We start from the raw sequence: 26,593 nt of genomic DNA, 5'->3' as shown, positions 1-26,593 counted from the left end.
TTTGGCATCAAAGAAACAAACAATAAAAACATAGAGATAGATATGAATGGGAGAATGAGAAAACATGGAAGCAAGCATGCCGACAGGTTCAACAAAGATCGACCCCGGTCAAACGTTTAAAGTTATCCCGATTATGGTTTCCCTGCTGCTCAGCGGATTTATCGGATTGTTCAGTGAAACGGCGCTTAATGTCGCCCTCAGCGATTTGATGCAGGTGCTCAATATTACGCCGGCAACCGTCCAATGGCTGACGACAGGATATTTGCTCACATTGGGAATTCTCGTTCCCGTTTCAGGCCTGCTTCTGCAGTGGTTCACCACAAGGCAGCTGTTTGTGGCATCGCTTCTGTTCTCCATTCTGGGGACGCTGGTTGCGGCGCTTTCAGGCTCTTTTGAAATACTGATGGTTGCAAGGGTTCTGCAGGCGATTGGAACAGGTTTATTGCTCCCCTTGATGTTTAATACGATCCTTATTATTTTCCCTGTTGAGAAAAGGGGAGCGGCGATGGGCATTATCGGCCTAGTAATTATGTTCGCTCCTGCGATCGGCCCGACATTTGCCGGACTGCTGATCGAGAACCTGAGCTGGCATTGGATTTTCTGGCTGTCGCTTCCGTTTCTGCTGATCGCGCTTGCCTTCGGTATTTTGTATATGCAGAATGTGTCGACGATCACCAAGCCCAGATTTGATATTACATCGATCCTGTTCTCGACGCTTGGCTTCGGCGGTATCGTGTTCGGCTTCAGCAGCGCGGGTGAGGGTGAAGGAGGCTGGGGCAGCACCAAGGTCATCGTTGCGATGGCGATCGGAATTGTGGCGCTGCTGCTGTTTTCACTTCGTCAGTTCTCGATGAAGCAGCCGATGATCAACCTCCGTGCGTTCAAATATCCGATGTTTGTTGTCGGGGTATTGATGGTATTTATCTGCATGATGGTGATTCTGTCCTCCATGCTGATTCTTCCGATGTATTTGCAGACAGGAATGTCCATGTCCGCTTTAACGGCCGGCTTGATCCTGCTGCCGGGAGGAATTATTAACGGTGCATTGTCGCCGGTCATGGGGCATTTGTTCGACAAATACGGCCCGAGATGGCTGGTCATTCCCGGACTTATTATCCTCGCAGTCGTGCTCTGGTTCTTCGCGGGAATTACAGCGGCATCTACAACGGCACTGATCATCGTGCTGCATTCCTGTCTGATGATCGGTGTCGCGATGGTATTCATGCCTGCCCAGACCAACGGTCTCAATCAGCTGCCCCGCGAGTTCTATCCGGATGGAACGGCGATCATGAACACCCTGCAGCAGGTTGCCGGTGCAATCGGCACGGCGCTGGCGGTCAGCATCATGACGGCGGGCCAAAAGAAATTCATGGAGTCGGCGGCGGATCCCTCTGAACCGGCTGCAGCTCTGGGAGCGTTGACTGCCGGCATACAAAATGCCTTTATATTCGCCATGGTTGTAGCGATTATCGGACTTGTCATTGCATTATTTATCAGACGTGTAAATATACAAAAGGAAAGCCAAACGGTGAATGTGAAGAAAGAGACACGCAGCGCATAAGCCAAGGCATTTTAATTTTATTTCCCGGGAATTAATTATTCTCATTTATGCGGTTCGCTTACGGGCGAGCCGTATTTTTTAATTCATCAGAAAGTGTAAAATTCCACCTTACTTTGCTCATATCTCTGCGGGAAGAAACTAACCGCGCCGCCAAAAGGACGGCGACAGACCGTTTCTTCTTGTTCGATCAAGCTTTATACGACAGGCAAGCTCTTCAGGAAACCAGCTTCAAACCGACAGTCGAACCTATAATCATGGCGATAAAGAGCAGCCGGCGCCATTCCTTGGTTTCGCCGTACTTGAACATGCCAAGCAGAGTGGCGCATACGGTGCCGAGTCCTGTCCAGACGGCATAAGCCGTACCCATCGGCAGAGTTTTCATCGCAAAGGACATCAGATACAGACTGCAGCCGAATAACAAAAACAGATAAAGAGCAGCGTCCCACTTTTTCATCGTGAGGCGTTTGATATTGATCACACCGAAGATTTCCAGAAACCCGGCCAAAATAATTGCAGCCCAGGCCATTATGCAGCCTCCCTCTTCGGATTGTCGCCGGTGACGAATTTCAGACCGATGACTCCGCCCAGCAGGATCGCGACGAGAATGATTTTTGATAATTTAAAAGGTTCATGGAACAGCAGGATCTCCACGATTACCGATCCGCCCGTCCCAAGGCCGGTGAAGACAGCATAGACCGTCCCTACCGGCAGCTTGCTGCTGGATACAATAATGGCGGCAAAGCTGATCACGATGATCGCGCCGGTACCGATCCATTCCAGAGGAGAATCGGAAAATTTGAGGCCGGAGACCCATACCACCTCAAGCAGACCGGCGAAAATCACATAGATCCAATACCGATTCATGGTGTCAAATCCCTTCCGGTTTGGGAAGTTACTCCCCGCCAATAAATGAGCCACGCTGCCTGCACACGCTTGCCGTAACGCTCGGGCCCGCCATATATCAATTCGATGATCGCTCCGTCCACAAGCGTTATATAAGCAACCGCGGCTTCTTCATAATCCGTGCACAGGAATGTGCCGGCTTGATGGGACTGCCTCAAGTAGGAAATCAATTTGCGCTGCATGCCGTCAATGAACGGATTGGCGATATCCGCAATCTCTTGATACAGCTTGTCCGGAGGGAAATATACCATGCGCAGCAAGCACCTGGCGGCGTCATCCTGCTCGTACTCCTGTCGGATCCATCCAAACAATCCATTCAAAATGTCTTCCACAGGCTCACCGCTCCGGGCCTGGAAATATTCCAGTATCCGGCGCTGCACGGTATGAAAAACATCCCGCACAACATGCAGGAACAAGTCGTCCTTACCTTTATAGTGCGCATAAATAGAAGGCTTCTTGATGCCAACCTCATCGGCAATCTGGCTCAGGGAGGCTCCCTCATAGCCGCTCCGGGCAAAATGGGAGAGCGCAACCCTCTGAATATTGAGCTTGCTCATAAATTCACCTTCCTAACGGTCGTTAGGTAATATTCTCACAACTCTTTTTTGTTGTCAACAGGCGCCTTCTTTACAACGAAAGCGCTTTAATGATAATCTTTTGTACAGAACGAAAGTACATTCGACAAGAAATGCCTCCATTCTACTAATCTTGTGGTAACTGGAATTCGATGTTATGATTTCTAACATGAGGTTTTGATTAGGTTAATAAAGGGAACCATTACAAATTCTTCGTTCAACCATGAACATAGGAGGGAGAGTCATGAGGCGATTTCCTATTCGTGGAAGCTTGACACGCCATCGATTATTTGTCCGCTTGCTGATTCCTTATTTATTATTCATGCTGCTGGCATTGCTGCTGGGGCTTGTTCTGTATAATAAAACCTATGATGCGATGAAGAAGGAAGTGACGCGAAACAATCTGGAGCTGCTGGATCAGGTGAAAGACACCATGGACCGCCGTTTGTCGGAGATCAACACGATCGCCATGCAGGTGCTTAGTGATCCTCAGGTGAAAGGTTTCCAACGCGTGACCGATCCTTTCAGCGGCACCAACACCTATAAGGTGCTGGAGACGCAGAAGAGATTATATAGCTACAATGTATCCAATAATTTTGTGTTGGATTATTTTCTGTTATTCAAAAACAGCAATCTGGCCTTGTCCTCCAAAACCAGCTATGAGCTGTCCCGATTTTACCGCAGCACCTTGACCTATGCGGATAAGAATTATGATTCCTGGCGCAGCGAGATGTTCGGCAATTTTCATGCGCAGACTTTTCTGCCCGCGGAAGATGTCACCTATCAGGGGAAATCCTATTCCATGCTGACTTATGTGCAAAGTCTGGGCTACCCTGGACATATCCAGGGCGCATTGGAGATTCTGGTGGATAACCGCGAGGTGCAGTCTCTGCTTAGCGGACTTAATTTGTCCGACGGCGGGTGGGCATCCATCGTCAATAATGAAGGTCAGGTTATCAGCTTCGTCTCCGCCGACGGGAAGAAGCCCAAGACGGATACCATCGACTATAAGCTGTCCAAGGGCATAATCAATGCATCCGGCAAAACGGACGATATGCTGATCACCTATACGAATTCAACCTACAATGACTGGTCCTATGTTGTCGCGCAGCCGCCTCATGTCGTGCTGCAGAAGGTACTGTATATCAAAAACATCACCTTCGCCATCGTCTTTGCTTTCCTGTTTGCCGGCCTGCTCCTGGCTTACCTGTTTGCGTACCGCAGCAGCAGACCGCTGCTTGGGATCATCAAGACGATTACCGACCGGTTCAGCGCAGAGAACAGCCGCCCCGGCGATATGTACGGCTTTATCCAGCATTCCGTCTCCCGGCTGATCGACAATAATCTGGAGCTGCAGGGGGAAATCGAGAAGCAGGCTCCTTTATTATGGGAGACGTTCTTTGAACGTCTGCTCAAGGGCGAGTTTCTGACCATGAATGAAATCAATTCGCTGCTGCGGCATCAGCGGATGGAGATCAGCGGCCATGGCTATGCCATTGGGGTCGTTCATTTCCCCGGGATGGAAACCGACTTGAATGCGGATCTCCTGCACAAGCTGGATGTCAGCAGGGTTATTATCAAGGAAATCCTCAGAAACCGGCTGGGCAAATACGGGTATTTGCATGATGTGGCGGAGGACAAGATTGCTGTGCTGTTCGTGAATCCCGTGGAGGAGGGGGAGTCGTTCAAATCCGTCATCGAGGGCATTATGCTGCTTGTTCAAAAAGATGTCCGCGCGCAGCTGCCGATTACGCCGGCAGTTGCAGTGGGCAGCTTCTGCGACTCTCTGATGGATATGTCAAGCTCCTATGAGGAAGCCAGGCAATCGCTTTACTATACCAATTGGGAACAATCGGAAGGGCTTGTCTGGTATGATGAGCTGCCAAATGAAAGCAGCAGCTTCTATTTCCCGAGCGAGGTCGAGACCCGTCTTATCAATTATGTGAAGGCCGGCGAGATGACGGAGGTGGACAAGCTCCTTTCTATGCTGCACCGGGAAAACTTTCAGGACAGGCATCTGTCGTTCGCCATGCAGCAGCTGTTTCTGTGCGAAATTCTCGGCAGTCTGGTGAAGGTGCAGGACCAACTGATGCTCCATAATCAGGGGGATGTGAAGCTGCTGTTCCAGCAGCTGTATGCCTCGGATAAGCCAGCTCTGGTCTACCCGCTGGTGATGGACAGATTCAAGGGCATCTGCCAGGAGATTGACCGGAAGAAGAAAAGCCGCAACGTGCGTCTGATCGACTCCATTATTGAGCTGCTTGGCCAGCGGTACAGCGAGCCCAACCTCAACCTGGACAGCGTGGCGGATCAGATGAACACCTCCAAGGTGTATTTATCTCAATTTTTCAAAGAGCAGACCGGTACGAATTTCTCGGAGTACCTGGAGGGACTGCGTATGGAGCAGGCCAAGGGTCTGCTGACGCAAACCAGTCTGGCAATCGGGGAAATCGCTCTTCAGGTCGGCTATCATTCATCCAATACGTTCAGCCGGGCGTTCAAACGCGGGACCGGCGTCAGTGCGACGACGTATCGGGATACGGAGCTCTCAGCCAAGACATCGGTATCGTAGCCTTTCATTCCATAGAACCCCCGGGAATTATTAAGCTGAGGCTTACTTTCCGGGGGTTTTGTCTTTTTTAAGAATCTCAAGGGATAGGTTTCACCCTCAGTCCTCCTCTGCCGGTATCCCAGTGGAAAGCAGCTGATTTGCCTCTAGAGTCGCCAAGAGCAAGGTCCGTTCTCCAAGCAGCAAATGTCAACGGAATCAAGGAAGATTCGGCCTTTTCTTAACAAATGCACATGGGAATAACAACTGCACGCTGCTTTTCTTAACAGATGCATAGGGGCAAGAGGAGTTCCAATTTACTATAATCAGCCGTCTGCTTATGCTCATCTCAGGCCGTCACACTTCCTGCACAGCGCGAGGCCGAGTAACTCATTACAAGGCGGTGGCCGCATAAGAGAAAACCTGAAAGGCTCGATAAGGGCTGATGAGCAGCAACCATGCGCAAGAAAGCCTCTATCCATCATGAAGCATTGCGGCAGCCGGTTGCGACATCCTGTATGTGTGAGGTGAGAATGAGTGAGTTTATCCGTAAATAAATATGCCATGGCAGTACCCGCGAAGAAGATATCAAATCGATCCATCCGTAAAAAGCTGCTGCACAGCTGGCAGTTATATGTGCTGATGGCCATCCCTTTCCTCTATCTGATTATATTCAAATACGTACCGATGTACGGGGCGCAAATTGCCTTCAAAAATTATTCGGTCGTCAAAGGAATATGGGGAAGCGATTGGGTGGGGTTGAAGCATTTTGACCGTTTTATCCATTCCTATGATTTCTGGCGCATCCTGAAGAACACGCTGCTGCTCAGCTTTTACAATCTGATAGCGAGCTTTCCCTTCCCCATTCTTCTTGCGCTCTGCCTCAACTATATCCGTGGCGGATTATACAAGAAAACGATTCAGATGGTCACCTATGCGCCTCATTTTGTATCCATCGTCGTCATGGTCGGGATCATCAAGGAGCTGCTTGATCCGCGGACCGGAATCGTGAACAAATTCATCACCGCCCTGGGATTTCCGGCCATAAATTTTATGGGCGAGGCCAACATGTTCAAATCGATCTTCGTCTGGTCCGATATCTGGCAGCATATCGGTTTCAACTGCATCATCTTTCTGGCAGCGTTATCCGGCATTGATCCTGCGCAGCATGAAGCGGCGGTCGTGGATGGCGCCACCAAATTGAAGCGGATGTGGCATGTCGATTTGCCGGGCATTATGCCGATTGCCATCATCCTGTTGATTCTGAACACCGGGCATGTGCTCGATGTCGGCTTCGAGAAGGTGCTGCTCCTGCAGAATCCCGTTAACCTGACCGCAGCCGAAATTATCGATACCTATGTGTATAAGGTCGGGTTGTCCTCACAGGTGGCGAACTATTCCTACTCAACGGCCATCGGATTGTTTAAGTCGATTATCAATTTAATTCTGTTATTGACCGTGAATAAAATTGCGCAAAAAACAAAGCAGACCAGTCTATGGTAAAGGAGCGATCATGTGAATCATTCATTTCGTCATGAGTCTGCTCAAGACAAATGGTTTACGATCGTAAACTATACCGTGCTGACTCTGTTGTTTCTCGTTATTTTGTATCCGCTGCTCTTTATCGTCAGCGCTTCGTTCAGCGATTCATCAGCGGTCATCTCCGGCGAGGTGTGGCTGTGGCCTGTCAGGCCGACGCTGGACGGTTATGCCGCTGTTGCGCAGTACAGTCAGGTATGGACAGGTCTGTGGAATTCATTAATCTATACCGTAATCGGGACGCTGGTGAACGTGTTTGTCACCATACTCGCAGCCTATCCTTTATCGCGCAAGGATTTTTACGGCAAAAATATGTTCATGATCCTGTTTATGTTCACAACCATGTTTACAGGGGGGCTGATTCCAACCTATCTGGTGGTTAAGCAGCTTGGCATGCTGGATTCGATCTGGGCGATGATTATCCCGAGCGCCATGTCGGTATGGAATGTCATCATCACGAGGACCTATTTTCAAATGACGGTTCCCAATGAGCTGCTGGAGGCCGCCCAATTGGATGGCTGCAGTGATTTTAAATTCGTCTGGAAGATCGTCCTGCGGATTTCCGGTCCCATCATTGCCGTTATTGCCTTATATTATGCGGCTGCCAATTGGAACCAGTACTTTAATGCGATGATTTATTTGAAGCATCAATCGCTTTATCCTCTGCAGCTGGTGCTCAAGGACATCCTGATCGGCAATGATGTCGATACGGGCATGCTGTCCGGAGATCCCGAGGATGCGGCGCGCCGGGAAGCGATGCGTGTGCTGCTCAAATATTCGCTGATTGTCATTTCCTCGGTTCCACTGCTTGTAATTTATCCATTTGTGCAAAAGTATTTTGTCAAAGGCGTTATGGTTGGTTCATTAAAAGGATAATGGGGGCGAATGGCTTGAAGAAGAAAACAATCCTTGGCATGGCATTATGCATGACCATCATGGCAAATATTCTTGGCGCTTGCAGCAATTCCGGCAACAACAGCAGCGGTTCTGACAATAGCGGCAATAGCAGCGGGGCAAGCAACTCTGCCGTATCGGCTGCAGATCAGTTTCCGATCACTAATGAGAAAATAACCCTTCGCATCATGACCGGCGCCAATGCATCTGTTGAGGATTTTGCCACCAACGAATTCACCAAATATCTGGAAGAGAAAACAAACATTCATATAGAGTGGGAAGTCGTTCCCGCAAGCTCAGTCTCCGAGAAGCTGAATCTGACGCTCGCCAGCGGCGATTTGCCGGATGTTCTTATGAGCATGGGTGTCACCAATGAGCAGCAGGTGCTGTACGGCCAGCAGGAGGTTTTCCTTCCGCTCAACGATTACATTGAAAAATACGGGGTAAATACAAAAAAAATGTTCGCGGAAAGTCCGCTTGTCGAAGGCGCAATTACGACAACGGACGGCAAAATCTACGCTTTGCCTGCTCCAAACGAATGCTATCATTGCTCCATGCGGCAAAAAATGTGGATCTATCAGCCTTGGCTCGACAAGCTGAATCTGAAGATGCCGACGACCACCGAAGAATTCTATAATGTGCTCAAGGCCTTCAAGACGCAGGATCCAAACGGAAACGGCCTTGCCGATGAGATTCCATTCTCGGGAGCGCCGCTCCCCAACCAGTCGTCTACATTAACGACCGGCGTGGAACACTTCCTGATGAATTCGTTCACGTATGCACCTTATTCACGAATCTATATCAATGACGAAGATAAGATTGACGTTCCTTACAATAAAGATGGCTGGAAGGAAGGAATGAAATATCTGCATAAGCTGTACGCGGACGGGTTGATGGACCCGCAGGCTCTGACGCAGGATGCCACCCAGCTGGTGCAGCTGGGCGAGAACCCGGATACGGTTATTCTCGGCGCCGCTTCCGGCCCTAATATGAGCGCAGTGACGCAGTTGAACGGCGCAAGCGGAAGATGGCTGGATTATGTAGCCGTACCGCCGCTCAAAGGACCTGAAGGCGTACAGCTTACGCAGTATGATCCCTACCAGATAGCGGGCGGCGCATTCGTGATCACGTCGGCCTGCAAAAATCCTGAAGCGGCGTTCCGTCTGGCGGATGCCCTCTATGACCGCGAGATGACGCTTCGCCTGGATATCGGCGAACCCGATGTAGACTGGAGATGGGCCAAGGACGGAGAAATCGGTCTGAACGGCGAGCAGGCGGTATACAAGGATATGTCGAGCTTTGGCGTCACGCAAAATAAAAACTGGTCGCAAACCGGTCCGAATTACCGTCCGAATTCTCTGCGCCTCGGAGCAGTAGCCGACCCCGAGAATCCGCTGGACCCGATGCTGTACAAGGAAACCAAAGAAAAGTACGAGCCTTACCGTGTCGATGCCAAGATGGTGCTGCCGGCTCTCTTCTTCACAACGGATCAAACCGAAGAGATTGCCGATCTGACCAAGACGTTATACGACTATGTGAGTGAGATGGAGGCCCGGTTTATTACAGGCAATGCGGATGTTGATGAACAGTGGGATAAATATATATCCACGCTCGACAGCATGAATCTGCAGCGTTACCTGGAAGTCTATCAGGAAGCCTACGATTCCAACAAACAGGCTGCTTCATAGAGTGCGGGTGAAAGGGCCGGGGACAAAGGCGACCACTAACGTTTCTCCATATCGATTCCGCCCGCTTCGCTGCCTATTTTTCAGCTGTGAAATTTTGAGGAAGAGTTCTCTTAATAAATCGGATAAACCTAGCGCTGCGCGGCTCATACCTTCTAAAACAGGGGAGGGTGCGCAGCACCCTGTTTATTGGGTTCATAATCCGGACAAGAAGGAAGGAATTTACAAAATGTCTTATGATGCTTATACAATACCTGATTATTGGAAATGGTTTACAGAAAGCAGATATGGAATGTTTATCCATTGGGGACCTTACGTCCAATATGGCCGAGGGGAGCAGGTGCTGTTCCGGGAACATCTGGATCATACGGAGTATGCTGAGCGTGCATGCAGCTGGAATCCGGAGCATTTTGATCCCAAGCTGTGGGCCGCAACCGCCAGGAAGGCGGGCTTCAAATACGCCTGTCTGACTACCCGGCATCATGACGGGTACTGCTTGTGGGACAGTGCCTATACCGATTACTCCAGTGCGAAGCAGGCGCCGAAACGCGATTTTGTCAGGGAATTTGTTGATGCTTTCCGGGCGGAAGGGCTGCGTGTCGGACTCTATTATTCCTGGATTGACTGGAGGCTGCCTGCTTATTTTGACGGTCCGAAGAAGGACCCGGGCGGATGGGACCAGGTACGCGATTATCTTCACAATCAGGTGAAGGAGCTGCTCGCGAATTATGGACAAATCGACCATTTCTTCTTCGACGGGGTGTGGCCCCGCAATGCGGATGACCTGAAGAGCGTTGAGCTTGTAGAAAGCATGCGCAGGCTGCAGCCTCATATTTTGATTAATAACCGGCTTGGTTATTCCGCCAGTCATGACGCGTTCCGGGCCGACGGCGGCGCAGGAGCGGGCGATTCGGATACGCTGGGGGATTTCGGAACGCCGGAGCATCTCATTATTCCGGATAAACGGCGTCTGTGGGAATCCAATCAGGTGACCACCTGGCGCCTGTGGAGCTATACGATCGGGGAGCGATGGCGTCCGGCCGACTACCTGCTGGATATGCTCTGCGAATGTGCAGAGAAAGGCGGGGACAACGGCGGCAATCTGCTGCTGAATGTGGGTCCGATGCAGGACGGGCAGTTTCCTCCTGAGTTCGTTCAGCGAGCGCTTGAGATCGGCCGTTGGCTTGAGGTGCATGGTGAAGCGGTATACGGCTCCGATGGCGGTTCCGTAACGGAATTTATCACACGCGGCCGCCAAACGACGCGCGGAAATAATCTGTATCTGATTATCCGTTTCTGGGATGGAAGACCGCAAATGCGGCTTGCCGATCTGACCACTCCGGTCAGATCGGTCACGCTGCTCACAACCGGGCAGGAACTGGCATTCAGACAAGAGGGTGATGTGCTCTGGATCGAGGGTCTTCCCGTCGAACGTCCGACCAGGCTGTTCCCGGTCATCCGCATCGAATGCGAAGGGGAGCCGGAGGCTAACCAATGGGGTAAAGAAAGGCTCTGGGAAGGCGATCCGGCCCGCACAGCGGAATGGGCGCTGACAAGAGGCACATCGGTGTATGCGGATGGCAAAGAGCGGTAAAGGAAGGGAGAGTCGGGAACACGTAAGAAGAAGAGCTGCTGGACTGGGAGCGCGTGTTCCAGAGATGAAACTGATGGCAGGCGATCCGCTTGTGGTCGATTTCGCGATGGAGGGATCGCCGGATGAACCGTTTGTCATCAGTCTTCAGGAGGCAGTAAGGCAAGCAGGGCGCAAGAAGACTATCGTGGCCTCTTACGGTTCCGATGCCAGCAAGCTGGTCCGCGCGGGCGTGCCCTCTGTTGTATTCGGCCCTGACGACCTTGCGCATGCCCATACCCGCGATGAATGGGTGGATATCGATGAGGTCGCTCTCGCAGCGGCTATTTTGGCGGATACTGTGATGAATTTCAGGAGGGAATAGGCAATGAAACTCACTAAAGTTGGCGTTATCGGTGTTGGGACCATTTCCAAGCTTCATCTGAACGCATACCGAAATAATCCTTATACCGAGATCTATGCGATTTGCGATCTGAATCTGGATCGTGCGCAAGAAGCAGCTGACAAATACGGCGCTTCCAGGATCTACACCGATTATAAAGAGCTGCTGGCAGACCCGGAGCTTGATGCGCTCAGCATTTGCACCTGGAACGATACCCACGCGCAGCTGAGCATTGACGCCATCCAGGCGGGCAAAAAAGTGCTGCTGGAGAAACCGCTCTGCCGCACCGTTGAAGAAGCGGGCCGCATTCAGGAGGCAGTCAGGCTTCATGATGGTTTGCTCCAGATCGGATATGTACGGCGTTATGACCGTAATGCGATGCTGGTGAAGCAGTTTGCAGACCGGGGTGAATTCGGCGATTTTTATTATGCGCGTGCTTCAAGCATCCGCCGTATTGGCAATCCTGGAGGATGGTTTGCCGACAAGGAGCGTTCCGGCGGCGGACCCGTTATTGATATTGGGGTTCACGTTATCGATCTGTGCTGGTATTTGATGGGTAGGCCGAAGGTGAAATCAATCTCCGCCAATGCTTACCGCAAGCTGGGCAACCGCTCGAATGTGAAGCATCTGTCCTCCTATAAAGCGGCTGATTACGATGCAACCAAGAACACGGTGGAGGATATGGCCAATGCGCTCATCCGCTTCGAGAACGGCGCTTCTCTGATGCTGGAGGCGAGCTTCACGCTGCATGCAAAAGAGAACAAGACCAGCATTACCCTGTTTGGCGACAAGGGAGGGGTGGAAATTGACCCTGCGCTCTCGATGGTAACCGAAAAGTATGATACGATTCTCAATATAACGCCGCAAACGGATCATCCCGGCTTCCATCTGGATTCCGCTTTTCAGAATGAAATCGATCATTTTATTGACTGCGTCCGCGAGAAACAAACCCCGATCAGCCCGGTGGAGGACGGCTTGGAGATGATGAAGATTTTATGCGGTATTTATGAGTCGGCTGAAAAAGGGGAAGAAATCAAATTTTTGCAATAGGAGGAGATAGCTGTGAAAATCGGTGTCAGCACGTACAGCCTGTGGCAGGCGGTCAGGAAGGGCGAAATGACGGTGCTGGATGTCATTGACTGGATTGCCGCCGAAGGCGGCGAGCATGTGGAAATTGTGCCGCTTGGTCTTGATTTTGCGCAAACTCCGGAGCTTGCCGGACAAATCGTGGAGCGTGCCAAGGGAGCGGGCATTGCGATTTCCAACTATGCGGTAGGGGGCAATCTGGCTGCGCTTGATGACCAGTCCTTCGAGCAGGAAGTCCTGCGGTTGAAGGGGGAAGTGGACATTGCACGCAGCCTTGGCGTCAAGCTGATGCGCCATGATGTCGCTTCGCATCCGGATACATCCATGAGCCATTTTCTGCAGCAGCTGCCGAGGCTTGCGGAGGGCTGCCGGCAGGTCGCGGATTATGCGGCTCGGTTCGGAATTACGACAAGCGTAGAGAATCACGGCTATTTTATCCAGGCGAGCGATCGTGTGCAGGCGCTTATTCATGCGGTGGACCGGCCGAATTTCAAGACAACGCTGGATATCGGCAATTTTATGTGTGCGGACGAGGATCCGGTATCGGCGGTGAAGAAGAATCTCCCTTTTGCTTCCATGGTGCATATTAAAGACTTCTATCTCCGTCCCTCTTACCGCGATCCCGGCGAGGGCTGGTTCAAGACAGCGTCGGGCAACTTCCTTCGCGGCGCTATTGCGGGTCAAGGCGACATCGACATTCCGGAGGTGCTGCGGATTGTGAAGGAGTCCGGCTATGACGGATATATCTCCATAGAATTTGAAGGCATGGAAGAGTGCCGGACCGGCACCCGCATAGGGCTGGGCAATGTGAGAAGACTGCTGGCCTAAAAGGCTTGTGATTTTCTGAAAGAACATTATGTCAGACTATTTCACCATGCCTTTATACAGAGGTATAATAGCATATACTTGATATAAGTTTTATAGTAAGAAATAGAAACAGGCGTGCCTCCAAAGCGCGTCTGTTTCTATTTGTATGGAATTCATTGGGTCAGGATGGGGCTTGCCTCCAACGTGACCTCCAATTTGTTTACCTTAAAATGGCACCCAAAGAAGGGGGATATCCCGCCTGTGGCGAATTAAAGGGTCAATCCTTAGCGATGAGGTGGTGACGAGATTTGTTTTTAACCCAGTCGTCCTGCCCATGGTTTTTTTGCTATGGAAATTTGCAATCAGAAGGGAGGTAAAGTTCCAAAGCTGTAAGCGGATAATCAAATCTGGCAGGAAAGGATGAATCCTCATGCGGTTTCGGTTTCGGCATCTGCAATCGATCGTTATTCAGCTGTTTTTGTTTTGTTTTATCGGCATGACGCTTCCTGTACTTGTAATGGGCTTCCTGTCCTATAACAAATCCTCGGCTATTGTGGAGGAGCAGGTCAGCAAGGTGGCGTCCCTTACCATCACGCAGGTCAGCGACAAGCTGAATCTGTTCTTCAAGAAGCTTGACGACTCCTCCATGATGGTGCTCAACAGCAAGCTCATCCAGGAGGTATTGGAGCAAAAGCCGGAGACCACCCCTTACGAACTCAATGAGATGGTGAAGAACGGCAAAGAGCTGCTGACATCCATTATGATCAATTCCACGGAAATTCTCGACATCTACATCTTCGATGTAAAACGCAACAACTCCGTGTTCAGCGGAGATTCTCTCATGTCCGTCCCCGATCAATGGGATTCCGACTGGTATGAAGCCATTCTGAAGGCGAACGGGAATACGGTCTGGTTCGGACTTTCGCAAACCTCGTACCTGAAGAAAACGGAAATGGGCTTTCCCGTATTCGGGTTGGGCCGCGCCATCCGCAGCTGGGAAACGGGGGAGATCATCGGCGTGATGTTCTATGAAATCATGGCCGATCTGCTCATTGACGAGCTTGATCGTGTGCAGTTCGGCGATACCGGCTATATCTATGTGACCAATGACGAGAACCGTTATTTCTATCACCCCGACCCGGCGGAATACGGACAAGCCTCAAGGATCGAGCTGCCGGAGAAGATGCGGGAGAGCGATAGCGATAAGAAGAAAACGCTTGTTATTCCCGAGAAACTGGATAACGGCTGGCATGTAGTCGGGGTTGTTCCGCTGAAGGAGCTGACCGCAGATTCCGCCAGTATCCGCAATTTTACGCTCTGGATCGCTTTGGGCTCCATCGTGCTTGCTGTCGGCATGGGGGTATTCGGAATCCGCAAAATCGGCAATCCGCTCGTCAACCTCAGCCGGCTGATGAAGAAGGGCGAAGCCGGGGATCTGACGGTCAGAAGCGGTCACATCGGACGAAACGAAATTGGCCAGCTGGGGCGCAGCTTCAACAAAATGATCGGACAGATCGCGCTCTTGATCGAGCGTATCTCGGAAGAGGAATCGGAGAAGAAGAAGGCGGAAATCCGTGCTCTGCGCTACCAGATCAATCCCCATTTTCTGTACAATACGCTGAACTCCATTCGCTGGATGGCCAAGCTCAACCGCACGAATGATGTGGATAATGCCGTTACGACGCTTGTTCAGCTGCTGGAAGGCAGCTTGGAGCGGGGAGGCGTATTCGGCACCATCGGCGGTGAGCTTGAGCTGCTGGAGAAATATATGATTATCCAGGAATACCGGTACGAGAACAAGATTGAGCTGTATACCGACTGTCCGGAAGAGCTGCTCGACGTTCCGATTCCCCGCATGCTGCTCCAGCCGATCGTGGAGAATGCCATCTTCCACGGGATTGCTCCCAAGGATGAGAAGGGGACGATCGCCATCCAGGTGCAGCAGCTGGGAGAGGATCTGCTCATCCGGATCAAGGATGACGGAGTCGGCATTGACAGGGAGCGGATCAGCCAGCTGCTGATCAGCAGCAAGGAACGTACGACGAAGGGGATGACGAGCATCGGGCTGCGGCATGTGGATCAAACGATCAAGCTGTATTACGGTAATGCCTACGGGGTAAAAGTGGCCAGCGGAGAAGGGGAAGGCACTTCGGTGCTGATTACGTTCTCGCGGAGAAAGGAGGACAAATATGTGCAGAGTGCTGCTCGTTGACGATGAATTCATGGCCAGAGCCGGACTTCGTGCGACGTTCGATTGGGAGGGAAACGGCTACCGGCTGGTGGGCGAAGCCGCAAACGGCATGCGTGCGATGAAGTGGCTCGAGAACGGGGAAGTGGATATTCTGATTACGGATATCGCCATGCCGGTGATGGACGGATTGGAGCTGACGCGCCGGGCGCGGGAGCTGTGTCCCTGGGTCAAGGTTCTGCTGCTCAGCTGCCATAGCGATTTCGATTATGTGCGGGAAGGGATCAGGCTGGGCGCGTCCGATTATATCCTGAAGCCGACATTGAACGCCGATTCGCTCAAGACGATTCTGGACCAGATGCGGGTGAAGCTCCGGGAGGAACAGGCGAACCGGGAGCTGCTCGAGAAGTATCGGGACAAGCAGCTTGCCGAGCAGCAGGAAGAGCTGGAGAAGCTGTTGATTAAGGCTGTTCACGGCAATGAGGAGGCCTGCGCTTCGCTGATAGTGAATCTGTCGGGTATTCCGACTCGTTACGGCATGGCTGTCCTTCAGGTTCATGGCATCAAGCCGCATTCTCTGGAGTCTGAAGTCCGGCTAAGCCGGGGGATTGGATCAATGAAGACCCTTCTGTATGAAAGGCTGGAAGCTCCTGCCGCCGCCGCAATCCACCCGGATCTGCTGATAGCGGTTATTCCAGAACGGGTATTGTCAGCGGGGCGGGCGGTGGAGGTTGTCGGCCAAGCCGTCCGGGGCGGGGAGCTGGCCGATGATGTGTATGCGGCTGGGATCAGCCGGCTGCATGGGGATTTGCGGGAGCTTCAGGCTGCTTTTGCGGAAGCGCAGCAGGCACTCGAGGATACATTCTTTTACGGTCCGGGCAGCATCGTGATGGCGGAGGAAAGGCCTCAGCCAGCTTGCCAGCCTCTTCCCGATCATGGCGACATTATGCATCTGCTCAAGGAAGCGCTGGCTGTGGAGAATCATTCCGAAGCCTTGCTCCAGCTGAAGCGGATCACCGGCCATTGGAGCCGCCATTTCAAGACGAAGCAGCAGGTCATTGTTGAAGCCGAGCAGATGCTCAGCCTGCTCACGTTAAGCAAGCATAACAATACGGCGATGGTGCATCATATCCGCAAGCTTAGCAAGCTTGATTTTGCAGCAGATATTGCGGAGCATGTGGAGGCCTGCTTTAGCAGCATGCCGGTGCCGAATGATTCCGGAATTCCGGACACCACGCTTCACGGGCGGATTGTGATGCAGGCGGTGCAGTTCATGACGGAGCATTTCACCGAGGCGATTTCCCTGCAGCAGGTGGCGGATGAAGTCAATGTCAGCCGGAATTATTTCAGCGAAATGTTCAAGAAGGTGACGGGGAAGAACTTTATCGATTATCTGATTGCCCTGCGAGTCAACAGGGCCAAGGAGCTGCTGGCGGAGTCAACGCTGAGAGTCTATGAGGTCGCGGAGCAGTCGGGCTTCAACGACGTCAAGCACTTCAGCAAGCAGTTCAAGAAAATTGTCGGACTCTCGCCGGGTGAATATCACGGACAGCCCCATAAACCGGGAGGACAAGCAAACAGCGGAAAACAAGACACGTTATCGGAACAAAACCCGTTTTCTTGAAAATTCTCGTATTTTATAATAAAAGCGCTTCCATTAATAGAAGTGGCGGCATGGGTGGACAATTTAAAGGAGGAATTCGTAATGAAAAAGCAAAAATGGTCGCTGCTGGCTCTTGTTCTTACTCTATCGATTCTGCTGCAGGCATGTGCGGCAGGCAATGAAGAAGCTCAGACCGAAGGGGGAAATACAGCGCCGCCCAAAGGGGAGAAAGTAAAAATTACCTGGGCGACATGGGGGAATCCTGGCGAATTGACAAGATTTCAGGAATTTACCAAGGATTTTAACGCCAAGCATCCCGATATTGAAGCAGAGCTTATTCCGATTCCCGGCGAATACGATCAGAAGATCCTGACGCAGCTTACGGGCGGCAAGGCGCCGGATATCTTTTATGCGGGTGATGCCTTCATCGTGAAGCTGATTGAGAATGGCAGCATTGAAGAGCTAACACCCTTGATGGAAGTGTCGGACAGCACGCTGAAGAAGGAGGATTACTACGAAGGACTGTGGGGCGCAGCGCAGCGCGACAATAAAATTTTCGGCATCATGGTGGACTGTAATCCCATGGTTCTCTGGTATAACAAGAAGGTGCTGAAGGATGCAGGAGTCACCGATATGCCTGCAGATCTTCAGGAGAAGGGCGAATGGACGTGGGACGCATTCAAGCTGATGACTGAGAAAATCCGCACAACCGGCAAATACGGCTATGTGCTGGATAATTCCTGGAACAGCACCCACAGCTGGGTAACCGCTAACGGCGGTAAAGTATATGACGAGTCTGGAGCTTATGTCGGCAACTCCGATCCCAAAGCAAAGGAAGCCTTCCAGTTCCTCTATGATAACGTGAAGGCCAAAAATATTACTTTCTCAGGTACACTTCCCAAAGGCCAAGGCGGCGATGCCATGTTCATGTCCAATCAGGTCGGATTTGTCGGCGCCGGACGCTGGTACCTCCCGCTGTTCAAGAAAAATGCCAGTCTCGAATATGACGTGGTAACCTGGCCGACCAATACAGGCAACAAAATTGAGCCAGCCGGTATTCCCACTGCTTATATGGTGTTGAATAAAGCTTCCAAGCAAAAAGAAGCATCCTACAAGTTCCTGACGGAGTTCGTCAGTAAAGAAGGCCAGATCTATCGCCTGCAGGGCGGCGGCAACGCTGTTCCGTCCGTCAAAGGAGCGGACGATGTGGTGCTGGAAGGCAATCTGCCGGAGCATGCGAAGCTGTTTCTCGATGCACGGGAAGTCGGTTATGCGCTGACGCCTGCCGAAGCCGGCATTCCCGGACTCAGCACGGACATTAACTCCCGTTTTGAAGCGCTTTGGCTCAAGAATGAGGATCTGGATACTGCCATGCAGGAGATTCAGGATCTTGCCAACAAAAAAATCGACGAATATAAGAAGAAATAAGGCCAGCAAAAGAAAGTTGGGATGACGATGGATGTGAATACCAGGCAAACACAGGCAGCAGGCACCATAAGCCCGGAAATTGGCCCGCACCGGCAGCCCTTGAATAACAAGACGACGGACGGCTTCTGGGGATACTTCTTCATTTTCCCGCAATTCGTCGGGCTGCTCTGTTTCTCGCTGCTTCCGCTCATTATGGCATTTGTGCTGAGTTTGATGAATTGGGATGGCTTCGGAGAGCGGTCATTTGTCGGATTGGATAACTTTATCTCCCAATTCAAGGATGAAGAATTCCGGATCGCCATTGTCAATACGCTTTATTACACCCTGCTGACGGTGCCGACCGGCATTCTGCTGGCTCTGCTCGTCGCGATCGGGCTCAACCGGGTAAGGGGAAAAGTGCTCTACCGGCTGATCTATTTCATGCCGAACATCACGATGTCGGTTGCGGTAGCCGTCGTATTCATGTGGTTGTTCAACGCGGATTTTGGGCTCATCAATCTGTATTTGAAGGAATGGTTCGGGATCAAAGGGCCGATGTGGCTGACGGATACGCATTTTGTTATGCCGTCCATCGCTATGCTCAGCATCTGGATGGGGCTTGGCGGCAATATGGTGCTGTTTCTTGCGGGTCTGCAGGGCATATCGGCAAGCTATTATGAAGCTTCCCAGATTGACGGAGCAAGCAAGTGGCAGCAGCTGCGCCATATTACCATTCCTTTGATCTCGCCGACCACCTTCTTTGTCACCATCATGTCGATCATCGGTTCCTTTCAGGTATTCGACCAGTCCTTCGTCATGACCTCAGGAGGGCCGGCCAAGGCGAGCTATACCATTGTGTTCCATATTTATGAGACCGCGTTTGTAGATTTTACATTTGGTAAAAGCACGGCGGCGGCGGTAATCCTGTTTCTGATTATTTTGTCGCTGACGCTGTTTCAAATGGGCATATCCAAACGCTGGGTGCATTACGAGGACTAATAGATTCGGTAAGGAGGAGCAGCGATATGCAGCTAAAAGGCTTCCGTATTTCCACCCTGGCGCTCCATCTTGTGCTGATTCTGGGGGCTTGCGTGATGGCACTCCCTTTCGTCTGGATGGTGCTTAGCGCGCTGAAGGATTTATCACAGGTATTCATCGTGCCGCCGAAGTGGATTCCAAGCCCCTTCGTCTGGTCCAACTTTAAGGACTCGCTGACGGCGCTGCCGTTTGGCCGGGCATACTTCAACAGCTTCTATATTAATGTGATCGTCGTTCTGTCGCAGCTGCTAACCTGTTCCATGGCCGCTTATGCGTTCGCCAAGATCCGTTTTCCCATGCGAGAGCCGCTGTTTCTGATGTTTCTGGCCACCATGATGGTTCCCGGGCAGGTTACGATTATTCCGCTGTATCTTATTATGAAGAACATCGGCTGGCTGGATTCCCATCTGTCGATCATTGTTCCCTCTGCTTTGCTGAATGCCTTCGGGGTGTTTCTCCTCCGCCAGTTCTTCAAGGGCATTCCCAAGGAAATGGAAGAGGCGGCTATCGTGGACGGGGCCAACCGATGGACGATTTACTCGCGGATTATGCTGCCCTTGATCAAGCCGGCATTATCGGCGCTGGGGATATTTACCTTCCTCGGCATGTGGAACAACTTCTTTAATCCGTTGATTTTCCTCAACAGCCCGGATAAGTTTACCGTTCCGATGATGCTCAACCTGTACCGGGGCATGTACGCGACGGACTGGACCCTGATGATGGCGGGAGCGGCGATCGCGCTTATCCCTGTGCTCATCGTCTATATCGTCGGGCAGCGGTATATTATCGAGGGCGTAACGCTTTCGGGCATCAAAGGCTGAAGTTTTAAATCGCAATCGGAAGCAAGGGGCCCTCACGGGGGCCCCTTTTCCGGTTGCAGAGGAAGTGATGACTGAGGAGCACCATACTGGCGGACATGCTTATCGCAGCTCTTCTTTTGGTCATAAAATATCTGTTATAATTAGGTATTCAATTGTCCAAGATCAGAGGTCTAATCAGGGTGGTGTTTCAAACGAAATATCAGTTGAGAATCACAAAATACAACCCGATATTCAGAAACAATTGTGGGCTGGTTATTGAGACTTTTTTGCAGGGCAGCAGCGGTGCTTGTAAATCATACCAGTTATCACAAAAGGGGAGTTAAGCGCCGTGCGTCATGATCAATACTATTCCATCGGCCAGGTGTCGAAGATTTGCGGCATCTCTGTGCAAACATTACGTTTCTACGACAAGATCGGTTTGGTGAACCCGGGTCATATTGACCCCTCCACCGGTTATCGCTATTACGCCAATTCCGAGATTCTCGTGATTAAAATAGTTCAGGATATGAAGGCGCTGAATTTCTCGCTTGATGAAATAAAAGCAGCCATAACCAGCGACAGTCTGGATGGCCTGTTGGAAAAGCTGGAAGCCAAGCGCAGGCAAACGGCAGCAGAGATTGAACAATTAGCGAGAATTGTAGAATCGATAGATAAGCGAAAGAATCAGATCGGATACCTCCGAGAGCTGGGGAGCGGACTTAAGAATCTTGATGTGCTTGTGGAGTTGAAACGGCTTCCCGATCAATATATTTTGTATGATCGAAGGAGATCGGCTTGCGGCATGGAGGCTTCGATTGTTCAGTTTACTGAACTGTTCCAAAAAGCCGAAGCCTGCGGGTTGGTCCCGAACCGGCTGCTGACCATCTATCATGAGAATATCATGACCTTCGACCGCAATGATTCCGATCTTGAATTTTGTATGTTTACCGATTTTCCCGGAGCTCAAGTGCCGGAAGCTTATACCCGGATTATTCCCGGAGGCGAATATATCACCGCACTCTACTGCGGAATTCCTAACGAGGAATCCTGCAAGCGCGTCTATCTTAAATTGGTGGAATGGATGGAGAGGAATCACTATAAAGAGAGTGGTCCTTCTATGGAGCAGTATCTGGTGGATATGGCCCAAATGATGAAGCCGGATGAATTTATCGTAGAGCTCCAAATACCTGTACGAAAAGTATTGACCCTATAGCTGCTATAGGGTTTATTCTTTTTTTGACCAGTCCAACAGATTTAAGGAGGAGGAACATACGATGAATGTAATACTGGGAACGGGACCGCTCGGCATGTCCGTTATGAGAGAGCTTGCCGCTTGCGGGGAACCGGTCACAATGGTCAGTCTAAGCGGGAAAGCGGCGGTTCCATCCGGAGTGCGCGTGGTGAAGGCGGATTTCATGAACAAGGATCAGACCAAGGCGATTATGAAACAAGCGAAAGTCGTCTTTCAATGTGCGCAGCCTCCGTATCAGAAATGGGAACATATGTTCCTTTCTTTCCAGGATCATATTGCCGCCGGCGCTATGGACGCGGGAGCGAAGCTTGTCGCTGCCGAAAATGTATATATATGTATGGGCATGCAGGCGGAATCATGCATGAAGGGCTGCCATACGCCGCCGCAACAAGGAAAGGAAAGGTCCGGGCGGAGATGTCCCGCCGGCTGCTGCAGCTGCATCATGAGGGCAAGCTTCAGGTGGCAATGGGAAGAGGAGCGGATTTTTTCGGGCCGGACGTCCGCAGCTCATCGGTGGGCTTGCGGTTCTTCCAATCCATCGTGAAAGGCAAACCATGCACTGTTCCTGGGAAATCCCGATAAGAAGCACACGTACACGTTTATTGACGATTTTGGCAAGGCGCTTGTCGCATTAAGTCGGGATGAGGGCGCATTCGGGCGTGCCTGGCATGTGCCGAATGCTGACACTGTCACGACACGGGAGTTTGCCGAAGCCGCCTATCGGCTTGCGGGATTTCCTGCCGCTATCCGGTCCATGGGCAAAGGCATGCTTCGATTAGGCGGGCTGTTCCTGCCGGAAGCGCGGGAAAGCATCGAAATGCTGTACCAGTTCGAGCAGGATTTTATTGTGGACAGCAGTTCTTTCACCAAACGGTTCGGCTTGGCTGCCACGCCCTTGGAGAACGCATTGGCGCAGACGCTGGCATCTCCGCAATTAAGAAGATGATCGACAGGAGAGTGTGCTAGTTTACAAATTATGGCGATAAATGATAAAGTGAAGAAAGCCGATGATGCAAAAAAGATCAACAGTACATGCGGAATGCCCTGTTTGGGGCATTCCGTTTTTTTTCACCGCATCAAATGATCCCGGGCAGCCGATATATGAATTAGACAGGATCATAAAGAGAAGAGGCAGTTCAAAATGGGCATGACAAACAATCAGACAGCCGTCCCTCACTATTTGAAGCAATTCTCGTGCATCGGCAGCAGCTGCGAGGATACCTGCTGCGCCTGGTGGGGCATCAGCATCGACAAACAGAGCTATAACCGCTACCAGACGGTAACCCACAGCGGGATGAGAAATAAGCTTAACACCCATTTGACCGTCAAAAAAAATGGCAGCGCCCAGGATTACGCTGAAATGCAGCTGAACCCCGAAACCGGAAACTGCTCCATGCTGGATGGGGGATTATGCTCCATTCAAGCGACATTGGGGGAAGAGTATCTGTCGCAAACCTGCCGGACGTATCCGCGGGTCGTGAATCAGGCGGGGGCTGCGACGGAGATGTCTCTGCAGCTCTCCTGCCCGGAAGCGGCCAGAGTCATTTTGCTGGATCGCCAGGCGATGGATTTTGAAGAAGCGTCCCCGGGAGATTCGGGCATACTTGCATTCAGGCATGTAACCAGGAGCGGTCATGACGAGAAGAAGCGTGATTATTATTTGCCGCAGATTCGCGGGATGATGATGGAAATAATGCGCTACAGGCAGTTCAGCCTGCCGCATCGTCTGATCCTGCTCGGTGTGTTCTGCGATAATGTCAATCTCATGATGGAGGAGAAGAAATTCTGGGATATTCCCGCTTTCCTGCTGGAATTCCGGCATGAGGCTGCCCACAACGAAGAGCTGCTGGATTATAACGTCTTTCCGGTCGATCCCGCTTTTCAGCTGCAGTACCTGAACAACTGCTTGATGGGGGTTCTGGAGGATACGCTATGGAATACCCGGTATCGGGAATGTATGAATGATTATACGAGGGGGATGAAGGCCACAGACGCATCGCTGGAATCGATCCTGGATGTATACACGGAATCATATGAACAGTACACCGCCCCTTTTCTCGACAGCAATCCGCAAATATTGGAGAACTATATATTGAACGCCATCTACAGCCGCGTACTGGGCGAGATGTCGCAGGGCATTCCGGTTTTTGACTGCTACAGGATGCTGATTCTTGATTTTGCCATGATTAAGCTGCATCTTATCGGTATGGCCGCTTATCACAAGGAGCTTTCCAGGGAGCTGGCGGTCAAGCTGATCCAGTCCTATACCAAAAATTACGAGCATGCTTCCCTGTTTCATAAGAAGATACTGGATGATTTGAGAAAGAAAGACTATGATAGTCTGGGATATATGTGTCTGTTTATCAAAAATTGAGCCCATTCCCCGCTGAATATGTCATATGAGGGAATCCATTTCTTAATGCCAAAGAATGTATTCGAGGGCCGATCAAATTTTGGGAACTGGTATGATTGTCCATCATGGACAGGCTTTCCAGCAGTGCTATAGTGAAATAACAAAGAGCTTGATCAGGACTCTCTCTTTATTATTTCATCCTCATGCTTCGACAGTATATTCTAGGGGAGGGACAAGTTATGAAGATCAAAATGTTGGCAGTGGCCTTCATTATGATGATATCGCTCGTGGTGCATCCGGGGTTTTCGACGACAACGGCAGAAGGTGCTGAATCAGCCCGGATTCCTTATCTGATCGAGCTTTCCCGGTTCGGGATTTATAATAACGGGACACATCCGGCAGAGACGACGAAGGGAATCAACGCCGCACTGCAATGGGCCCACCAGAACAATATTCAGGCTGCTTCGCTGCCTTCGGGAAAATACCTGATCGACAAAAACAGCCGGATCAATATGGTAGGGAACATGCGATTCGAGCTGCCAAGCGATGCAGTCCTCCAGAAGGAGACCAACGGACGCGAAGCCTACGAGATCATGTATATCGGCTATGGGGCCGATAATGTAACGCTCAAGGGCGGAACCTACCGCGGTGACAAAGATACCCATGATTTTACGAAAAAAGACAGTCCGCATACCTCGGGGACACATGAGAGCGGATATGGCATTCAGACCCAAGGAGCCATTAACCTGACTATCGACGGCATCAAAGCGATTAACCTTACGGGCGACGGTCTGGCTCTGGGCGGGAAAAATACGCTGGTCAAGGACCTGTATGAAGGAAATTTCGTCTCAGGAGGAATCGACGACCTCGGCCGTCCGGTCACGGATGCGAAAAAAATCAGAACGAAGGCGCAGCTTGATTTCTCCAATCCGATTTTTAAGACAGAGCGTCAGTTCGAACTTGCCAATCCGGTTAATTTGCCGAATGTTGTCGATTTAGTTTTCTACAATGCAGCCGGCGGTTTTATCAAAAAGCTGCCAAATGTGAAAATGCGGGATCTGATTGATATTCCGGCGAAGGCCAGTTCATTTCATCTGGTCTATGCCAAAGCGGGCACCAAAGGCGCCTATATGGAGTTTTGGAACCGCGCCTTGACCCGCAATGCGCTCGTCACCAACTCGGAATTTGCCTTTAACCGGCGCCAGGGCATTACTGTCGGCGGCGCGGATAATGTGACCATCAGCAAAAATATCCTTCATGATATCAAAGGCACCGCACCTCAGTCCGGCATCGATGTGGAAGGCGGCTTCGGCGAGAACGGCAACCGGAACAGCAATATTAATATTAAAAACAATCGATTCTATAATAATGCCGCGTATGATGTTATTCTCTATGATGGCCGTGATGCGGTAGTGGAGGGCAATGAACTGGGATCCAAGGGAGCGATAGGCCTTGCGGTATCAGAGCCGTTCACGGGGGCGCGGGTGATCAACAATCATTTTGACGGCTCGCGTATATCCGCCACCAACGATGCCGCGTTCATCGGCAATCAAATGAACGATTCCTACACGTATTTTGAGGGTCCGAATATAACGATCGACGGGATGGTGCTGAAGGATTCCCGGTTTGCGGTAACGTCGAAGGTCCCGTTCGGGGTCAGCGTTTCGAATATTACGATGTACAACAATAAGAAAAGCGATTCGGGGTTAGCGGTCTGGGGTCAGCCAATCCGCATCACGAATATGACGATTCATGGCGAACCGACGCTGCGGGCTGTAGCAGGGGGCGCGGTTGGCAGTATTTTCGACAATTTGAAGGTGCTTGGCTTCAATTCCGAATACGGGCTCTCGCTGCCGCCGGGGACCTACAACGGTTGTATGCTTGAAGGGGCGGAAGGCGGCAAATTCGGCTCAATTCAAGCCGTAGCCGGCGGCAAGTATGTTTTTGACAAATGCACGTTTATCTCCAATTCCACAGTCAATACGAATTTTCTGGGCGAGCATCCGCAGCTGGATCTGACAATCAAAAATTCCGTATTCAAGGTTCGCGGCAACTCACAGGCGATTAATGTTCAAGCCGCGGCGAATGTCACGCTTGAGAACAATTCGATTACGGCCGACAAGCTGACGAGTACAAGTATGGAATTGATCAAGCTGAACGATTACTGGAAGCGCGGCGATCCGTTCGATATTTTGAAAGCCTCCGTTGTTGGCAATCGGGTTGTTTCGAATATTGCGGCAGTAGGCATTTCCACCGTCAATGCAGGCGTTGGCGCTCCGGCCTATACGATCAAGAACAACAGTCTGCACGCCGCCATCCTGTCGCTCAAGAGCAACGATAAGGCATCCGGCAACACCAAGTCATGACCGCAGGCATCGGCT

22 protein-coding genes are annotated in these 26,593 nt (G+C 51.2%); 19 read left to right on the top strand and 3 right to left on the bottom strand.

Going from position 1 to position 26,593, the window contains the following annotated elements:
• Positions 1–76: 76 nt before the first annotated feature.
• The gene (locus AC0YOB_RS33700) at positions 77–1,561 is read left to right on the top strand and encodes a DHA2 family efflux MFS transporter permease subunit (RefSeq protein WP_475796565.1); all 1,485 of its coding nucleotides are present in this window, start codon (positions 77–79) and stop codon (positions 1,559–1,561) included.
• Between the two features lie 214 nt (positions 1,562–1,775).
• On the opposite strand, the gene AC0YOB_RS33695 is transcribed toward AC0YOB_RS33700, so the two are convergent.
• From AC0YOB_RS33695 to AC0YOB_RS33685, 3 genes are read right to left on the bottom strand one after another with little or no spacing between them, the layout of a single operon-like run.
• Positions 1,776–2,087: a DMT family transporter gene (locus AC0YOB_RS33695; RefSeq protein ID WP_475768832.1), complete on the bottom strand. Its 312-nt coding sequence runs from the start codon at positions 2,085–2,087 to the stop codon at positions 1,776–1,778.
• Positions 2,087–2,425 (bottom strand): DMT family transporter, encoded by a 339-nt coding sequence (locus tag AC0YOB_RS33690; protein ID WP_475796506.1) that lies wholly within the window; start codon positions 2,423–2,425, stop codon positions 2,087–2,089. Before AC0YOB_RS33690 ends, AC0YOB_RS33695 begins: the two co-directional genes overlap by 1 nt.
• Positions 2,422–3,021, bottom strand: coding sequence for a TetR/AcrR family transcriptional regulator (locus AC0YOB_RS33685; protein ID WP_475796505.1), 600 nt, complete (start codon positions 3,019–3,021; stop codon positions 2,422–2,424). Before AC0YOB_RS33685 ends, AC0YOB_RS33690 begins: the two co-directional genes overlap by 4 nt.
• Before the next feature lie 262 nt (positions 3,022–3,283).
• On the opposite strand from AC0YOB_RS33685, the gene AC0YOB_RS33680 reads away from it, so the two are divergent.
• The 18 genes from AC0YOB_RS33680 (at position 3,284) to AC0YOB_RS33595 (ending at position 26,578) form a co-directional block, all read left to right on the top strand.
• Positions 3,284–5,611: a helix-turn-helix domain-containing protein gene (locus tag AC0YOB_RS33680; RefSeq protein WP_475796504.1), complete on the top strand. Its 2,328-nt coding sequence runs from the start codon at positions 3,284–3,286 to the stop codon at positions 5,609–5,611.
• A 540-nt stretch (positions 5,612–6,151) separates the two neighbouring features.
• Entirely contained in the window at positions 6,152–7,090 is a 939-nt protein-coding gene (locus AC0YOB_RS33675) for an ABC transporter permease (RefSeq protein ID WP_475796564.1), read from the top strand.
• A gap of 12 nt (positions 7,091–7,102) precedes the next feature.
• The gene (locus AC0YOB_RS33670) at positions 7,103–8,002 is read left to right on the top strand and encodes a carbohydrate ABC transporter permease (protein ID WP_475796503.1); all 900 of its coding nucleotides are present in this window, start codon (positions 7,103–7,105) and stop codon (positions 8,000–8,002) included.
• A 14-nt stretch (positions 8,003–8,016) separates the two neighbouring features.
• Complete coding sequence (locus AC0YOB_RS33665) at positions 8,017–9,708, top strand: ABC transporter substrate-binding protein (RefSeq protein WP_475796502.1); 1,692 nt, start codon at positions 8,017–8,019, stop codon at positions 9,706–9,708.
• A gap of 226 nt (positions 9,709–9,934) precedes the next feature.
• Positions 9,935–11,299: an alpha-L-fucosidase gene (locus tag AC0YOB_RS33660; protein WP_475796501.1), complete on the top strand. Its 1,365-nt coding sequence runs from the start codon at positions 9,935–9,937 to the stop codon at positions 11,297–11,299.
• Positions 11,300–11,363: 64 nt separating this feature from the next.
• Complete coding sequence (locus AC0YOB_RS33655) at positions 11,364–11,660, top strand: M20/M25/M40 family metallo-hydrolase (RefSeq protein ID WP_475796500.1); 297 nt, start codon at positions 11,364–11,366, stop codon at positions 11,658–11,660.
• Positions 11,661–11,663: 3 nt separating this feature from the next.
• Positions 11,664–12,728: a Gfo/Idh/MocA family protein gene (locus AC0YOB_RS33650; protein WP_475796499.1), complete on the top strand. Its 1,065-nt coding sequence runs from the start codon at positions 11,664–11,666 to the stop codon at positions 12,726–12,728.
• Positions 12,729–12,740: 12 nt separating this feature from the next.
• Positions 12,741–13,592: a sugar phosphate isomerase/epimerase family protein gene (locus tag AC0YOB_RS33645; protein ID WP_475796498.1), complete on the top strand. Its 852-nt coding sequence runs from the start codon at positions 12,741–12,743 to the stop codon at positions 13,590–13,592.
• 409 nt (positions 13,593–14,001) lie between these two features.
• The gene (locus AC0YOB_RS33640) at positions 14,002–15,783 is read left to right on the top strand and encodes a sensor histidine kinase (RefSeq protein ID WP_210038029.1); all 1,782 of its coding nucleotides are present in this window, start codon (positions 14,002–14,004) and stop codon (positions 15,781–15,783) included.
• The gene (locus AC0YOB_RS33635; protein ID WP_475796497.1) at positions 15,761–17,383 is read left to right on the top strand and encodes a response regulator; all 1,623 of its coding nucleotides are present in this window, start codon (positions 15,761–15,763) and stop codon (positions 17,381–17,383) included. The genes AC0YOB_RS33640 and AC0YOB_RS33635 overlap by 23 nt, the downstream gene beginning before the upstream one ends.
• Positions 17,384–17,464: 81 nt before the next feature.
• A complete protein-coding gene (locus AC0YOB_RS33630) occupies positions 17,465–18,790 on the top strand; it encodes an ABC transporter substrate-binding protein (RefSeq protein ID WP_475786044.1) in 1,326 nt (441 codons plus the stop codon).
• A gap of 99 nt (positions 18,791–18,889) precedes the next feature.
• Positions 18,890–19,768 carry a carbohydrate ABC transporter permease gene (locus tag AC0YOB_RS33625; RefSeq protein WP_379114105.1) on the top strand — a complete coding sequence of 293 codons (879 nt, stop codon included), beginning with the start codon at positions 18,890–18,892 and terminating at the stop codon, positions 19,766–19,768.
• Positions 19,769–19,794: 26 nt separating this feature from the next.
• Complete coding sequence (locus AC0YOB_RS33620) at positions 19,795–20,628, top strand: carbohydrate ABC transporter permease (RefSeq protein ID WP_475796496.1); 834 nt, start codon at positions 19,795–19,797, stop codon at positions 20,626–20,628.
• A gap of 328 nt (positions 20,629–20,956) precedes the next feature.
• A complete protein-coding gene (locus tag AC0YOB_RS33615; RefSeq protein ID WP_475796495.1) occupies positions 20,957–21,820 on the top strand; it encodes a MerR family transcriptional regulator in 864 nt (287 codons plus the stop codon).
• A 61-nt stretch (positions 21,821–21,881) separates the two neighbouring features.
• A complete protein-coding gene (locus tag AC0YOB_RS33610; RefSeq protein ID WP_475796494.1) occupies positions 21,882–22,403 on the top strand; it encodes a Rossmann-fold NAD(P)-binding domain-containing protein in 522 nt (173 codons plus the stop codon).
• A gap of 126 nt (positions 22,404–22,529) precedes the next feature.
• Positions 22,530–22,805 (top strand): hypothetical protein, encoded by a 276-nt coding sequence (locus tag AC0YOB_RS33605; protein ID WP_475796493.1) that lies wholly within the window; start codon positions 22,530–22,532, stop codon positions 22,803–22,805.
• A gap of 195 nt (positions 22,806–23,000) precedes the next feature.
• On the top strand, positions 23,001–24,233 hold the full coding sequence (fliB, locus tag AC0YOB_RS33600) for a flagellin lysine-N-methylase (RefSeq protein WP_475796492.1): 1,233 nt from the start codon (positions 23,001–23,003) through the stop codon (positions 24,231–24,233).
• 218 nt (positions 24,234–24,451) lie between these two features.
• Positions 24,452–26,578: a right-handed parallel beta-helix repeat-containing protein gene (locus tag AC0YOB_RS33595; protein WP_475796491.1), complete on the top strand. Its 2,127-nt coding sequence runs from the start codon at positions 24,452–24,454 to the stop codon at positions 26,576–26,578.
• The last annotated feature ends 15 nt before the right edge of the window (positions 26,579–26,593 follow it).

This window comes from Paenibacillus sp. JT31N17 (genome assembly GCF_056269255.1).
This window is presented reverse-complemented; position numbering and strand designations above follow the sequence as displayed.

What these genes read in the sequence shown, in the direction of transcription:
- AC0YOB_RS33700 (WP_475796565.1), top strand. Translation starts at nt 77, where the DNA reads ATGCCGACAGGTTCAACAAAGATCGACCCCGGTCAAACGTTTAAAGTT.
- AC0YOB_RS33640 (WP_210038029.1), top strand. Translation starts at nt 14,002, where the DNA reads ATGCGGTTTCGGTTTCGGCATCTGCAATCGATCGTTATTCAGCTGTTT.
- AC0YOB_RS33675 (WP_475796564.1), top strand. Translation starts at nt 6,152, where the DNA reads ATGGCAGTACCCGCGAAGAAGATATCAAATCGATCCATCCGTAAAAAG.
- AC0YOB_RS33610 (WP_475796494.1), top strand. Translation starts at nt 21,882, where the DNA reads ATGAATGTAATACTGGGAACGGGACCGCTCGGCATGTCCGTTATGAGA.
- AC0YOB_RS33620 (WP_475796496.1), top strand. Translation starts at nt 19,795, where the DNA reads ATGCAGCTAAAAGGCTTCCGTATTTCCACCCTGGCGCTCCATCTTGTG.
- AC0YOB_RS33690 (WP_475796506.1), bottom strand. Translation starts at nt 2,425, where the DNA reads ATGAATCGGTATTGGATCTATGTGATTTTCGCCGGTCTGCTTGAGGTG.
- AC0YOB_RS33635 (WP_475796497.1), top strand. Translation starts at nt 15,761, where the DNA reads ATGTGCAGAGTGCTGCTCGTTGACGATGAATTCATGGCCAGAGCCGGA.
- AC0YOB_RS33655 (WP_475796500.1), top strand. Translation starts at nt 11,364, where the DNA reads ATGAAACTGATGGCAGGCGATCCGCTTGTGGTCGATTTCGCGATGGAG.
- AC0YOB_RS33630 (WP_475786044.1), top strand. Translation starts at nt 17,465, where the DNA reads ATGAAAAAGCAAAAATGGTCGCTGCTGGCTCTTGTTCTTACTCTATCG.
- AC0YOB_RS33680 (WP_475796504.1), top strand. Translation starts at nt 3,284, where the DNA reads ATGAGGCGATTTCCTATTCGTGGAAGCTTGACACGCCATCGATTATTT.
- AC0YOB_RS33595 (WP_475796491.1), top strand. Translation starts at nt 24,452, where the DNA reads ATGAAGATCAAAATGTTGGCAGTGGCCTTCATTATGATGATATCGCTC.
- AC0YOB_RS33660 (WP_475796501.1), top strand. Translation starts at nt 9,935, where the DNA reads ATGTCTTATGATGCTTATACAATACCTGATTATTGGAAATGGTTTACA.
- AC0YOB_RS33695 (WP_475768832.1), bottom strand. Translation starts at nt 2,087, where the DNA reads ATGGCCTGGGCTGCAATTATTTTGGCCGGGTTTCTGGAAATCTTCGGT.
- AC0YOB_RS33685 (WP_475796505.1), bottom strand. Translation starts at nt 3,021, where the DNA reads ATGAGCAAGCTCAATATTCAGAGGGTTGCGCTCTCCCATTTTGCCCGG.
- fliB (WP_475796492.1), top strand. Translation starts at nt 23,001, where the DNA reads ATGGGCATGACAAACAATCAGACAGCCGTCCCTCACTATTTGAAGCAA.
- AC0YOB_RS33650 (WP_475796499.1), top strand. Translation starts at nt 11,664, where the DNA reads ATGAAACTCACTAAAGTTGGCGTTATCGGTGTTGGGACCATTTCCAAG.